16 protein-coding genes are annotated in these 13,246 nt (G+C 56.6%); 10 read left to right on the top strand and 6 right to left on the bottom strand.

Annotated elements, in window-relative coordinates; translation table 11 throughout:
• Positions 1-24 precede the first annotated feature (24 nt).
• The 8 genes from GOV80_RS20195 to recO all read left to right on the top strand — a co-directional run bounded on the left by GOV80_RS20195 (position 25) and on the right by recO (position 5,651).
• Positions 25-459: a hypothetical protein gene (locus GOV80_RS20195; RefSeq protein ID WP_170787285.1), complete on the top strand. Its 435-nt coding sequence runs from the start codon at positions 25-27 to the stop codon at positions 457-459.
• A complete protein-coding gene (acpS, locus tag GOV80_RS20190) occupies positions 456-878 on the top strand; it encodes a holo-ACP synthase (protein WP_170787283.1) in 423 nt (140 codons plus the stop codon). The genes GOV80_RS20195 and acpS overlap by 4 nt, the downstream gene beginning before the upstream one ends.
• 53 nt (positions 879-931) lie before the next feature.
• Positions 932-1,771, top strand: a complete 840-nt coding sequence (gene lepB, locus GOV80_RS20185) for a signal peptidase I (RefSeq protein WP_170775326.1) — start codon at positions 932-934, stop codon at positions 1,769-1,771.
• Positions 1,768-2,448: a ribonuclease III gene (rnc, locus tag GOV80_RS20180; protein ID WP_170787281.1), complete on the top strand. Its 681-nt coding sequence runs from the start codon at positions 1,768-1,770 to the stop codon at positions 2,446-2,448. The genes lepB and rnc overlap by 4 nt, the downstream gene beginning before the upstream one ends.
• Before the next feature lie 227 nt (positions 2,449-2,675).
• Positions 2,676-3,584 carry a GTPase Era gene (era, locus tag GOV80_RS20175; RefSeq protein WP_170787279.1) on the top strand — a complete coding sequence of 303 codons (909 nt, stop codon included), beginning with the start codon at positions 2,676-2,678 and terminating at the stop codon, positions 3,582-3,584.
• A 55-nt stretch (positions 3,585-3,639) separates the two neighbouring features.
• Positions 3,640-3,969, top strand: a complete 330-nt coding sequence (locus GOV80_RS20170; RefSeq protein ID WP_170775332.1) for a DUF1491 family protein — start codon at positions 3,640-3,642, stop codon at positions 3,967-3,969.
• Positions 3,970-4,156: 187 nt separating this feature from the next.
• Positions 4,157-4,654 carry a hypothetical protein gene (locus GOV80_RS20165; RefSeq protein WP_170787277.1) on the top strand — a complete coding sequence of 166 codons (498 nt, stop codon included), beginning with the start codon at positions 4,157-4,159 and terminating at the stop codon, positions 4,652-4,654.
• A 271-nt stretch (positions 4,655-4,925) separates the two neighbouring features.
• Complete coding sequence (recO, locus tag GOV80_RS20160; RefSeq protein WP_170787275.1) at positions 4,926-5,651, top strand: DNA repair protein RecO; 726 nt, start codon at positions 4,926-4,928, stop codon at positions 5,649-5,651.
• On the opposite strand, the gene GOV80_RS20155 is transcribed toward recO, so the two are convergent.
• From GOV80_RS20155 to GOV80_RS20145, 3 genes are all read right to left on the bottom strand, one after another.
• Positions 5,635-6,027, bottom strand: a complete 393-nt coding sequence (locus GOV80_RS20155) for an META domain-containing protein (protein ID WP_170787273.1) — start codon at positions 6,025-6,027, stop codon at positions 5,635-5,637. The genes recO and GOV80_RS20155 overlap by 17 nt on opposite strands.
• Positions 6,028-6,069: 42 nt before the next feature.
• Complete coding sequence (locus GOV80_RS20150; protein ID WP_170787271.1) at positions 6,070-6,624, bottom strand: YajG family lipoprotein; 555 nt, start codon at positions 6,622-6,624, stop codon at positions 6,070-6,072.
• Between the two features lie 151 nt (positions 6,625-6,775).
• Complete coding sequence (locus GOV80_RS20145) at positions 6,776-8,467, bottom strand: acyl-CoA dehydrogenase family protein (protein WP_170787269.1); 1,692 nt, start codon at positions 8,465-8,467, stop codon at positions 6,776-6,778.
• A gap of 144 nt (positions 8,468-8,611) precedes the next feature.
• Here GOV80_RS20145 and GOV80_RS20140 point away from each other — a divergent pair, with 144 nt between their 5' ends.
• The gene (locus tag GOV80_RS20140; RefSeq protein ID WP_170787267.1) at positions 8,612-9,376 is read left to right on the top strand and encodes a sulfite exporter TauE/SafE family protein; all 765 of its coding nucleotides are present in this window, start codon (positions 8,612-8,614) and stop codon (positions 9,374-9,376) included.
• Here GOV80_RS20140 and GOV80_RS20135 read toward each other — a convergent pair.
• From GOV80_RS20135 to GOV80_RS20125, 3 genes are all read right to left on the bottom strand, one after another.
• A complete protein-coding gene (locus tag GOV80_RS20135) occupies positions 9,373-9,837 on the bottom strand; it encodes a hypothetical protein (protein ID WP_237215955.1) in 465 nt (154 codons plus the stop codon). The two genes, GOV80_RS20140 and GOV80_RS20135, sit on opposite strands and share 4 nt — an antisense overlap.
• Positions 9,838-9,948: 111 nt before the next feature.
• Positions 9,949-10,239 (bottom strand): hypothetical protein, encoded by a 291-nt coding sequence (locus tag GOV80_RS20130; protein ID WP_170775348.1) that lies wholly within the window; start codon positions 10,237-10,239, stop codon positions 9,949-9,951.
• Between the two features lie 352 nt (positions 10,240-10,591).
• Complete coding sequence (locus GOV80_RS20125; protein ID WP_170775350.1) at positions 10,592-12,190, bottom strand: phosphoenolpyruvate carboxykinase; 1,599 nt, start codon at positions 12,188-12,190, stop codon at positions 10,592-10,594.
• A gap of 346 nt (positions 12,191-12,536) precedes the next feature.
• Between GOV80_RS20125 and GOV80_RS20120 the strand changes: the two genes are divergently transcribed.
• Positions 12,537-13,241 (top strand): response regulator transcription factor, encoded by a 705-nt coding sequence (locus GOV80_RS20120; RefSeq protein ID WP_170775352.1) that lies wholly within the window; start codon positions 12,537-12,539, stop codon positions 13,239-13,241.
• Positions 13,242-13,246 lie beyond the last annotated feature (5 nt).

Genomic DNA, 13,246 nt, shown 5'->3' with positions numbered 1-13,246 from the left:
GCGAAAACCGTAGCAAAAGGTAGGGTGAAACTTGATTACATTACCTATTCTGCGCTCGTATTTTCGGTGTTGTCCGCACTCTATCTGATCAAACGCACTTTCGATTTGACCGAACCTTCGTTCCCTTTTTCCATGGGATTGGCACTTGTTCTGGCATCACTTTTCTATGGGGCGCGCAAAGGCATACGCGGCAACCGATGTGGGCCGTCTTGGAAGAGTTGGGTGCTTGCTGGAAACATGGTCTTTACCGGGCTGTTAACCATAGCCGGAATTGTTCTTGTCGCTGTTCTAGATCTCGGTTTTCCGGAAATCTCGGTGAATGAAGGCTATCTGACACGTTTTGTTGTTCAGGTGATTCTCGTTGGTGTGGTCTCCTTTATTTTGTGCCGATATGCGTTCATTTTGGGTGTAAAAAGAGGGTATTCGATGTTTTTGAAGAAGATGGGTCGAAACGCATGATCCTCGGCATCGGCACAGACCTCGCGAATATCGAGCGTATTCAGGGCACGCTCGACCGGTTCGGCGACCGGTTCCGCAATCGTGTCTTCACCGACATCGAACAGCGCAAGGCCGAACGTCGCCATGACACGGCTGGCACCTATGCCAAGCGCTGGGCCGCGAAAGAGGCGTGCTCCAAGGCGCTGGGCACCGGTCTGCGCATGGGCATCGCGTGGAAGGACATGGCCGTCACCAACCTGAACACCGGCCAGCCCGTGATGCATGTCACCGGCTGGGCCGCTGAGCGTTTGCGTGAGATGACCCCCGAAGGTCATGAGGCAATCATCCACGTCACCCTGACCGACGACCACCCTTGGGCGCAGGCTTTCGTGGTGATTGAGGCGCGCGCCATCACGAACGCAGCGGCCAGCCTTGACTAACCTCTCTGCGCCCCGCATGTAGCACCCCAACAAACCAAGGACCGGAGAGCAGTATGGCCGAGGACGTCAAAACCGGAAATCCCGTATGGGAGACGATCAAAACCATCGTCTACGCTTTGCTGATCGCAGGCGTTTTCCGCACGCTGTTCTTTCAACCTTTCTGGATCCCGTCGGGGTCGATGAAACAGACCCTGCTGATCGGGGATTTTCTGTTTGTCAACAAGATGGCCTATGGCTATTCCTACGCCTCCTGTCCCAGCCTGATCATTCCCCGCTTTGGCCTCAACATCGATGCCGAGGATATCTGCGGCTGGCTGCCGGGCGATGAAGACACGCGTATCTGGGGCGGTGAACCCGAGCGCGGCGATGTGATTGTGTTCCGTCACCCGGTCAATGGTCGCGACTACATCAAACGTCTGATCGGCTTGCCGGGTGACCGAATTCAGATCCGCGAGGGTCAGATCATTCTGAACGGAACGCCGGTTCCGCAAAAACCCGATGGTGTGTTCACCGAATTGGCCGAGCCTCAGGGTTCGCAAGGGTTGCGCCCGCGCTGTGAAAATGGCCCGGTCGGGTTTGGCGGTCGCTGCGAAAAATCGCGGATGATCGAAACCCTGCCCAATGGAGTCTCGTATGACGTGCTGAATATCGGCAACCAAGGGTCGGACAATACCGGAATCTACACCGTGCCTGAAGGCCACTATTTCTTCATGGGCGACAACCGCGATAACTCCAGCGACAGCCGCCTGCCGCAATCCGCGGGCGGAGTGGGATTTGTCCCTTATCAGGACCTGATCGGTCGGGCGGACCGGATCATGTTCTCGTCCGCTGGCCGGTCGATGCTCTTCTTCTGGACCTGGCGCGGGGATCGGTTCTTCAAGGCGGTGAATTGAAACTTTCGGCCGAGATAAAAGCGTTTCAGCAACGTTTGGGGTACCAATTTTCCGACCCTGAATTGCTGCTGCGCGCTTTGACCCATGGCTCGGTGTCCTCGCCGACGCGCCCCGATAACCAGAGGCTCGAATTTCTGGGCGACCGCGTGTTGGGTTTGGTTATGGCAACAGCCCTGCTGGAAGCCGACAAGAAGGCGTCAGAGGGGCAATTAGCCCCCCGTTTCAACGCGCTTGTGCGAAAAGAGGCCTGCGCCGATGTCGCTCGTCAGATCGATTTGGGTGCGGTGCTGAAACTGGGTCGGTCAGAAATGCTGTCCGGTGGCCGCCGCAAACAAGCCCTATTGGGCGACGCGATGGAGGCGGTGATCGCCGCCATATACCGCGATGCCGGGTTCGAGGCCGCCCGCGACGTGATCCTGCGCCTCTGGGGCGACCGGATCCACAAGGTCGAGGCCGACGCGCGCGACGCAAAAACATCACTTCAGGAATGGGCGCAAGCACGCGGCCAAACGCCGCCCTCTTACGTTGAAATCAAACGCAGCGGCCCCGATCACGCCCCGATCTTCACCATCGCGGCCCGTCTGCAAGACGGTGCCGAAGCGCAGGCAACCGCAGGTTCCAAACGCCAAGCGGAACAAGCAGCGGCCAAGGCCTTGCTGGACAGCCTACCTAAATAGTCCCACTCGTTTCTGCCCGGATCCCCTTCATCTGGCCAAAAATATCCCGGGGGTGAGCCCGGATAAAATCCGGGCGAGGGGGCCGGCCCCCTCCCGGTCGGATTGGCGCAGCCAATTCGAAGCACACAGGCGCGATGATCCACACACGCTCACCCTGACAAAACCCTCTGGCCCGCCGGTGCTTTCTGCTATAGGGGTGCGCACTTGCAAACAGGATCGCAATACACATGACCATACGTGCCGGATTTATCGCCCTGATCGGAGAGCCCAACGCGGGCAAATCCACCCTTCTGAACCGCATGGTCGGGGCCAAGGTCTCGATCGTGACGCATAAGGTACAAACAACCCGCGCCCGCATCCGGGGCGTGGCGATGGAAGGCGACGCACAGTTGGTTTTTGTCGATACGCCTGGCCTGTTCAAACCCCGCCGCCGTCTTGACCGCGCCATGGTCGCCGCAGCCTGGGGCGGGGCGGCTGATGCGGATGTCGTCGTTCTGATGATCGAGGCCCATCGCGGTATCACAGAGGGCGTTGAACGTATCCTCGAAGGGCTCGAGGAAATTGGTCAAAGCCGTACCGTCGCGCTTGCGATCAACAAGATAGACAAAGTGCCTTCGGAAAAACTGCTGGCGCTGACGAGCGACCTGAACGCACGCTATTCTTTTTCCGAGACTTTTATGATTTCCGCAGAAAAAGGTCACGGTGTCGACGACCTGCGCCAATGGCTGGCACGCGAACTGCCCGAAGGCCCATGGCTCTACCCCGAAGACCAGATTGCTGATCTGCCGCTGCGCATGATCGCAGCCGAGATGACGCGTGAAAAGCTAACCCTGCGCCTGCATCAGGAACTGCCATACCAACTGACCGTCGAGACTGAGAATTGGGAAGAGCGCAAAGACGGCTCGGCCAAGATTGATCAGGTCATCTACGTCATGCGCGACGGTCACAAGGGCATAGTGCTAGGCAAGCGGGGCGAGACGATTAAAGCCGTCAGTCAGGCTGCCCGCGCTGAACTGGAAGAGTTTCTCGACCGCAAAATCCATCTGTTTCTGCAAGTGAAAGTCCGGCCTAACTGGCTGGAGGAATCCGAGCGGTATTCGGAAATGGGTCTGGATTTCAAAGACGGCAACGCATGACACGGGCTAAGAATGTTCGACGAAAATTCTCGGCGCTTGTAAATGGATGGCGCACATGGCCCGTCTGACCGCAGAGTTTTGGGTTCACGCCTATCTGGCCCGATTGCGGTTTCAGGAAATACCCGCTTTTGTCGTCGCACATGGCGATGATACCGCAGGGGCCGTCCTGATCAAGCTGAACACGCTGGACGGGCAGGCCACAGCTTTTCACCGCAGCTTCGATCTGTTGAGCGGTGAGCGGAAATGGGTCGAGCTAACCTCGGGGTCCGAAAGGGATGTCGATGCTGCCATCGCGAAACAACGTAGTTTTGATCCTGACCTTTGGGTAATCGAGGTCGAGGATCGGCAAGGGCGTCATCTGCTGGGGGAAGAGGGGTTGCTATAGGCCCACGGAGCCAAGCCGTTTTTGTGTTTGGAAAGCAACAATTTCTTGGTTGATTGGTGCTGACCCCGAATGAGTGATTTCTTCTTCACTCAGGCTCGGCATCCTATTTTCTTAGGTGTGTGCGATGCCGCTGCGATAAAAAAATCTATTGGTATTGACGCAGTTTCTCTAAAAAAAGGAGATCGATTTGAACTTCCTGAAGACCTGCTTTTTGGGTTTAGGCCTTTATTTGATTGTCGCATTGCAATTACCTTCGATAGCGATTGCTCAACAACCCTTGGGGGGCGCAAGTGACAGTAGGCCTCAGAAGCAGTTGAGCGCAAACGACGTGCATCTGATGATATTGCACTTCGGAACGGGTCAAATGCCATTTGCCGGTGGCGTGTTTTGTCCTGTTAAGAACGGGACTACAAAAAAGTGCAGGGGGGATAACGGCGGTTACGTCATGGGCCCATTTGGCTTCAACATTAATGCAGAGTGGATATCGCGGAAAAAGAAAAGCGGTGTTCCTGGCGCTATGTTGGATAGTGTTCCTGTTCATTCTGGTGGTCAATTCGCGTTGTTTGAAGGTCAAAGAGGAGGTAACTCCAAAGTGCTGCCGAACGGGGGGACATACGCATTTGTGGCGAAGCGGGGGTGGTGTATGTCATTCCCGCCAGAACGCAGACAATGGAACAGGCTGTAGATTCAGCCCGAGCTATTTTAGCTTCTCGATACGGTAAGCAGTCAGACAGCCTGCGAGTCGAGCCGATTGCAGCGGTGGAGTACAATTGCTCTAGCAAGCGGCGGAACCGTGTCTGTACCGTGGGAAAACAGCTTGATCCAAGATCGTTGGTGGCGCGTCGAAACTAGAATAATGGTGAGTATCTTTAACAAACGTTTTGGATAATAAATGTACGACGGGCTCAGCCTTTTTCGATTTTTCTCAATCTGCGTTCCTGCCTGGTAGCAAAACAGTGGACTGGCGCGATCACGGCATACTCTTGACCACTCGCCGACATGGTGAGACGGCGGCGATCATTGAGGTATTTACCCAAGCCCATGGTCGGCATGCGGGCGTTGTGCGAGGTGGAACCAGTCGCAAGATCGCGCCAATCCTGCAACCAGGCGCGCAATTGGATGTGTTGTGGCGGGCGCGGCTTGAGGAACATATCGGGACGTTTCAGGTCGAGCCGCTCCGATCTCGCGCGGCCGCGGCGTTTTCAGGGCGTCTGGCGCTGGCCGGGTTGAATTCGGTGGTCGCCTTGCTGTCCTTTTGTCTGCCTGAACGTGAGCCGCATCCGGCAATTTACAAACATTCGGAACAGTTGATGGATTTGCTGGGGCAGGATGAGGTCTGGCCTTTGGCTTATCTGCTCTGGGAATTGGCGTTGCTGGAAGAGCTTGGATTTGGGCTGGATTTGTCTAGTTGCGCTGTGACCGGATCTACCGAGGGGCTGGTCTATGTCTCGCCCAAAACCGGGCGCGCGGTCAGTGCCCAAGGTGCAGGCGAATGGGCGGATCGGCTATTGCCGCTTCCACCTTGTTTACGGGGCGAGGGATCCGCGCCGGATGAGGAGATCGCGCTGGGGCTGCAGACGACAGGCTATTTCCTTGAGAACCATTTGGCCCCGGCGCTGGGGCACAAGCCAGTGCCCGAAGCGCGTGCCCGGTTTGTCGAGCGCTTTACTCGGCGGCTGTGAACACCATCTCGTGCTCGCCTTCGTTGCGCAGGATCAGCACATTGCCGGAGACCTCAGATTGGGTCATCGCCAGCAGAGCGGCAAAATACATCCCTTCAGCTTCCAGTCCCGCGCAAGCCGCACGTGTTGCGATCAGGTCCTGGATTTCGAACCACGGGTAGGGGGCGTTCAAGGTGCCGCTATAGCTGTTGCAGGGCGCGTGACCGCTGATCTTGCCATCCCCATGGAACTGCAACTGCGCGCTCGCGGCAAAGGGTTGGCTGTCGATTTCCTTTAAGGTCCATATCTGATCCGCTGCACCATAGCTGGCGACAGTTTCATCCGTGCCGCATTGAAACAGAGCCAGCAGAGGAAATGTCAGGATCAATCGTACCATGAGAGGTTTCTACCTCGCTGTTGCCGCCGTGGGAAGCCAGGTTCAATAGGGGTTCTCGCCACTTATCAACTCGGACCTGACCTCGCTGCGGGGGCGCCAGTTGTACCGGGTATCCTCGCGCGTGGGGGCCCAGGTCAGCGTACCGCTGTTGCGCCATGGATCAAGGATCAGCCCCTCGTACATGGACGCCCCCTTGGCGCTGATCAGTGCAGAATGGTGGATGATGCGAAACGCAGTTGGCGGAGACGTCGCCCAGTGCAAGTCCAACGTTTCGAAGTTTTCCTTCCGCAGACGAGCTGTCATGGCTTCTGCCCAATCGTTACACAGCCCCTTTTCTCGCAGGCCGTTTATGACTTTGGCGTTATGGATAATCGCCGAGTCAGTGACATTCCATTCGCGCGCCAGGTATTGAGAATACGTATAGGAGATGGTTGCAGCTGTTTGAGCTTCGGTTGGGTCCACGGTGGGGCTCAGGCTGCGGATCGCGCTGGCTAGCTCGTCTATTTCGTTCTGGCTGGCGGTCGGAGGCTGCGTTGCGCACCCTGCCAGTGCCACCGCCGCGAAGGTCAGGAAAAGGACCAGAAAATGTCGGATCATAACGATGAAAACCCTGCTGAGTGTCGTCGTTGATTAACGGCATTCCAGGGGCAGGTACAGGGGGCTATTTTCGGTCGGCGGCATAGGACCGATGGCAGAAAAAAGACCCGGCGCGTGCGCCGGGTCAAGTTAGGGAAACAGGAATGCCGTTTCAGCTCAGCAGACGTCTTGCGATAACCTGCGCCTGAATTTCGGCAGCTCCTTCGAATATGTTCAGAATCCGCGCGTCACATAGGACGCGGCTGATCTTGTATTCCAGCGCAAAGCCGTTGCCGCCGTGGATTTGCAGCCCGTTATCCGCCGCAGCCCAAGCGACGCGCGCACCCAGTAGCTTGGCCATGCCCGCCTCAAGATCACAGCGCTGGCCGTGGTCTTTCTCCCACGCGCTGAAATAGGTCAGCTGGCGCGCGATCATGATCTCAACCGCCATCATCGCAAGCTTGCCAGAGACGCGCGGGAAGTTGATCAGGGATTTGCTGAACTGCTTACGATCTTGTGCGTATTGCATGGCGATATCCAGCGCTGACTGAGCCACGCCAATGGCGCGGGCGGCGGTCTGGATACGGGCGGATTCGAAGGTCTCCATCAGCTGTTTAAAGCCTTTGCCTTCTTCGCCACCCAGCAGGTTTTCGCCCTTGACCTTGAAACCGTCAAAGCCCAGTTCGTATTCCTTCATGCCGCGATAGCCCAGAACCTCGATCTCGCCGCCGGTCATGCCGGGGGTTGGGAAAGGGTCTTCATCTGTTCCGGGCGTTTTCTCGGCCAGGAACATCGACAGACCACGGTGGTCGGTGCTGTCGGGGTTGGTGCGGGCCAGCAGGGTCATAACATGGGTCCGGGCCGCATGGGTGATCCAGGTTTTGTTGCCGGTGATTTCATAATCGCCGTCGGCGTTCTTGACCGCGCGGGTGCGCAGGCTGCCAAGGTCGGACCCGGTGTTGGGCTCGGTGAAGACGGCGGTAGGTAGGATTTCAGCGCCGGCCAGTTTCGGCAGCCAGTTGGCTTTCTGCTCGTCCGTGCCGCCGGCGATGATCAGCTCGGCCGCGATCTCGGACCGCGTGCCCAGAGAACCCACGCCGATATATCCACGAGACAGTTCCTCGGACACCACGCACATCGAGGCTTTGGACAGGCCGAACCCGCCGAATTCCTCGGGGATGGTCAGCCCAAAGACGCCCATCTCGGCCAGTTCCTCGATGATTTCCATCGGGATCAGTTCGTCTTTCAGGTGCCATTCATGGGCGTGTGGCTCGACCTTTTCGACGGCATAGCGCCGAAACTGGTCGCGGATCATTTCCAGTTCTTCATCCAACCCTGAGGCGCCAAACATTGTGGCACCAGCCTGATCCTCCATCAATTCGACAAGGCGGCTACGAGCGGCTTGCGAGTTTGCCTGCGCCATCAAGCTCTGGACTTCAGGAATTTGGAAACCAGACAGCGCGTCCCATCCCAGACCCATGTCTTGCAGGCGGATAATTTCGCCCTGATTCATGGGGATGCCGCCAGCGACCTGATGTAGGTATTCACCAAAGGCGATCTGGTGCAGCAACTGTTCGATCTCGCCGAACTTGCCGTCGGCCTCCAGCGCTTCGGCCCAGCGTTGCATCTGTTGCAGAGACTGGTTGTAGGTGGCCAGCCATGCAAGGCCATGGGCGGCAGTCTGGTTGGCTTCGATCAACGCTCCGGATACCCGGCCCTCGGCGCTTACCATTTCGCGCACTGATGCGTGCGCGCGATCAAACACCGCCTCCACAGCCGGAATGGCGGCGCGGGTCAGTGTCAGAAGGTCGGGCAAAATCGCGGATGCTGTCATCTGGGTCATATCCTGTCCGTCATGGGCCATGAATCACGTCCTTTTCTGGGTCGATTGGTCATACCATGCTGCACATGCAGCGCAACAAAAATACGTGCAAAGGCAAAAAAAAGTTCAATAATTACTCAAGAGATTTTGCGATGCAGAAACCGACAGGAGTGATATCACGGGCGGATGACACTGTTTTCGCTTTTATCTCCACAGGATTTTCTGTTCGCGCTGCTCGTGGCTTTTGCAGCGGGATGGATCAAGGGTATGGTCGGTTTTGCCATGCCGATGGTTCTGATGTCGGGGATGAGCATTTTTTTACCACCGCAACTGGCGTTGGCCGGATTGATCCTGCCTGCATTGGTAACAAACGTCGTTCAGGCTCTTCGCGGCGGGCTTCCGGCTGCTGTCGATGCAGTGCGCCAGTTTCGCGTTTTCTTGCTAACTGGACTTCTGTTTCTCCTGGCTGGCGCGATGCTGGTCAGTCTTGTCCCCGAGACCACGTTTCTGTTTTTGATCGGCATTCCGGTGACAGTTTTTGCGCTGATTCAGGTTGCTGGGCTGAAGTTGACGCTTTCGGAGCCGTCTCGATGGATTGAAGCCACGATTGGTGCCGTTGCTGGGTTTGTCGGAGGGATTTCGGGGATTTGGGGACCGCCGACGGTGCTCTACCTGACGGCGATGAACACGCCAAAAGACATTCAAATGCGGGTGCAAGGCGTTATTTATGGGTTGGGCGCCGTGGCGCTGGTCGTGGCGCATCTGGGTTCAGGAATTCTGCGCGCCGAGACGGTGCCTTTTTCAGCGATCTTGGTTGTCCCTGCGCTTGCCGGAATGTGGATTGGGCTGCGGTTGCAAGCCCGTATTGATCAGGCGCGTTTTCGCAAGATTACATTGCTGGTGTTGCTGTTTGGGGGGCTAAATCTGTTGCGGCGTGCCGTCTTTGGCTAGGCACGCCCATCTGCAAACCGAAACGCAAAGTAGAGCCCGAGCATAAGGAAGAACAAACCCGAGATATCGCCGATCAAATAGGCGACGTATTCAACGCGGGCGCTGCCAAAAGCCATATTGGTCAGGCCTGAGACAAGGAAGGACGTGATGACTCCTACACCCATGATACAAGCCCAGCAGGGTTTGCGGTCGCTGCGTGGGAATAGGTCCCAACCGGCCCACTTCAGCAAATAGAACACTGCTGGAACCGTCGTAACGGCAATAGTTATTGCAGCAAGTCGGCTGGGTAAAAATACGTCGGCTCCGCCGATGACGGCGAATACAATGAAAACACCTGGCAGCAGCGCGAAGATGGCTCGCCATCCCAACAACCATGCAGAAAGAACCCGCACGCCATGCGGAAGAAACAGAAGACTGGCCCGGCTTGGATATTCTGGGAAGAACAGGTTTTGCAGCGGCATCAAAACCTCGAACGTGAGGAATGATGCCACGACATAAGCCAACGAGGCGAAGAAGGTTTCAGAGGCCCATTTGCGCACGATGGTCAGCCATCGCCGCGCGCATTGGGGGCATCATCTTGGGGCATGAACGATATATCGGCCCCGATTTGAGTTGCCGCTTTGCGACAGGTATCCCTTTTGTACCAGCGATTTCAGCGCCCGGAAAAACGTTGGGCGAGAGACGCTTTGTACCAGCGTGTGTTCGATAAGACCGAATGTGCGAACTTCTTGATCATTCTTCGACAGTTCTTCCGCTGCGTAGTAGATGTCGCGCTCAACCGGAGAGAGTTGCTCCAGCCCCAATGTGCGCTCCATGCTTTGCATCAGCTTGCGAAGTTCTGTCAGTTTCGAAATCTCAGTCATGTTGTCTCCTGTGTCGCCCGCCGAGTTTATGAAGCGGAAGAAACATACCGGTCTCAGAATTTTCCAGCACGTCTCATATTGACACTCATCCCCTTTTTTGGTTCTTTAGTACTTGATTAGGCGGCCAAATTCGCAAATGTGAGTGTGCGATCAGGCAGCCCTTAGGTTTTTTGGTTTTGCCCGGCGCGTCAAGCGCCGGGCTTTGTCATGCTAATGACATGGTGAGATACCTCAATCCGACACTTCGGGCAACGGCATTGTAAATACAACGTGCATATTACAACTTATGCGTGATCACGATGCGGTGAGACTCCTCAAGCGAAAAGAGGGGCGAAAGTGCCCCTCTGTCTTCTCACCCGATTGCGACGGCTTTGATATCTTCGTCTATGAATGGAAGATATTGTTCAAAGTTCGCGGCAAACATCTGCACCAATTTCTCGGCCTGTTTGTCGAAGGCCGCCTGATCATCCCAAGTACGGCGCGGGTCCAGCAGAACCTCGGCGACGCCGGGCACCGAAACGGGTACGTCAAAGCCGAAATTGGCATCCTTGCGGAACTCGGCATCACGCAGGGACCCGTCCAGAGCGGCCGTCAGCAGTGCGCGGGTTGCGCGGATCGGCATCCGGCTGCCCACACCATAGGCCCCACCGGTCCAGCCGGTGTTGACCAGCCAGCAGGTTGCGCCATGCTGAGCAATCTTGTCCCGCAGCAGGTTGCCATATTCTTCCGGACGACGCGGCATGAAAGGCGCACCGAAGCAGGTCGAGAAGGTGGGTTGCGGTTCGGTAATACCACGTTCGGTCCCAGCCACTTTGGACGTGAAGCCCGACAAGAAGTGATACATGGCTTGCGCAGGCGTTAGCCGCGCGATCGGAGGCAGCACGCCGAACGCATCACAAGTCAGCATGATAATGTTCTTGGGGTGACCACCCAGGGCGCTGCTGGACGCGTTCGAGATGTATTCCAGCGGGTAAGCGCAGCGCATGTTAGCGGTCAGCGAGTCGTCTTCGAAATCCAATTCTTTGGTCTCGGGATCAAACACCATGTTTTCGATCACAGTGCCGAACTTGCTGGTGGTCGCATAGATTTCGGGCTCGGCCTCAGCGTTCAGGTTGATCGTCTTGGCATAGCAACCGCCTTCGAAGTTGAAAGTGCCGCGATCTGACCAGCCGTGCTCGTCATCACCGATCAGGGTGCGGGCCGGGTCAGCGGACAGGGTGGTTTTGCCCGTGCCCGACAGGCCAAAGAACACGGCCGTATCAACCGGGTTGCCAACGGCATGGTTGGCCGAGCAATGCATCGGCATCACGCCCTTTTCCGGCAGCATGTAGTTCAACAAGGTGAAGACGGATTTCTTGTTCTCACCCGCATATTCGGTGCCGCCGATCAGGATCAGCTTTCGGTCAAAGTTCATCGCGATCACGGTCTCGGACCGGCAGCCATGCTTTGCCGGGTCGGCTTGAAAGCTTGGGCAGTTGATGACGGTGAAATCTGCGGTGAACTCATCCAGGTCCTCACGATCCGGACGGCGCAGCAGGTGGCGGATGAACAGGTTGTGCCAAGCCAGTTCAGTGACCATGCGCACGTTGATCGAATAGGTCGGGTCGGCGCCCCCGACGAGATCCTGCACGAAATAGTCACGACCCTTCATATGGGCCAGCATGTCTTCGTAAAGCGCATCAAAGCCTTCGGGGCTCATCTCGGCGTTGTTTTCCCACCAGATGTGGTCAGCGACGCTGTCGGTGCGCACGACGTGTTTATCTTTGGGCGAGCGGCCGGTGAACTTGCCGGTGGTGACCAGAAAGGCCCCGCCATTGCCCAGAGTACCCTCGCCGCGCTTCAGCGCTTCTTCGATCAGCGCCGGTTCCATGAAGTTGTAATAGACATTGCCCAGACCCTCGATGCCCTGATCTTCGAGGCGGAATTGCGGGTTAACCCGTCCAGATGTCATGTGTGTCTTCTCCGTGTGGCGGCGCAGGGCGATTGGACCGGATGCGCCATTTGGGCAATTAGCCGGGAAAAACCGGCGGGTGGGCGCGTCTTACCATGGTCATTCAGGACATGAACAGGCGGGTTTGACGCAGTTAGCGCAACCAAGTCCAAGTTTAGCGCCATCACTTTTTTCACGACCGAAATAAGGGCGCTTTTCCGGCAACATTAACGGCTTTTTTGCCGCATCTGTGTGACAACAATCGCACGATTCGCAGATACGGATTGATTCGCGGCCTTAAAAACGCCAGAAATACCTTACTAATAACGATATATTGCATGAGTGAGCAGGAATAGGGGCTAACCCGATGTCGAAGATTGCATTGGTGGACGACGACAGAAACATTCTGACGTCCGTGTCCATGACGCTTGAGGCCGAAGGCTTTGAGGTCGAGACGTACAATGACGGACAGGCCGCGTTGGACGCATTTAACAAGAAACTGCCGGATATGGCAGTTCTGGATATCAAGATGCCGCGCATGGATGGCATGGACCTGTTGCAACGTCTGCGGCAGAAAACCCAGATGCCGGTGATCTTTCTGACCTCGAAAGACGACGAGATCGACGAGGTTCTGGGCTTGCGGATGGGCGCGGATGACTATGTCAAAAAGCCGTTCTCGCAGCGTCTTCTGGTCGAACGTATCCGCGCGCTGCTGCGCCGGCAGGAGGCGACCTCGGGAGATGCCACCGCTGCAACCACTGGCGATGCTAAAGTCATGGAGCGGGGAGAACTGCGGATGGACCCGCTGCGCCATGCTGTTAGCTGGAAAGGATCAGATGTGTCGCTGACGGTGACCGAGTTCTTGCTGCTTCAAGCGCTTGCGCAACGTCCCGGTTTCGTCAAAAGCCGCGATCAGTTGATGGATGTGGCCTATGATGATCAGGTCTATGTGGATGACCGCACCATCGACAGCCATATCAAGCGTCTGCGCAAAAAGATGCGCGCCGCCGACCCTGAGTTTTCGGCAATCGAGACGCTGTACGGCATCGGTTATCGGTACAACGAAGAATAACTTTG

Source organism: Ruegeria lacuscaerulensis, from assembly GCF_013034685.1.
GTDB classification, from domain to species: Bacteria; Pseudomonadota; Alphaproteobacteria; order Rhodobacterales; family Rhodobacteraceae; genus Ruegeria; species Ruegeria lacuscaerulensis_B.
This window is presented reverse-complemented; position numbering and strand designations above follow the sequence as displayed.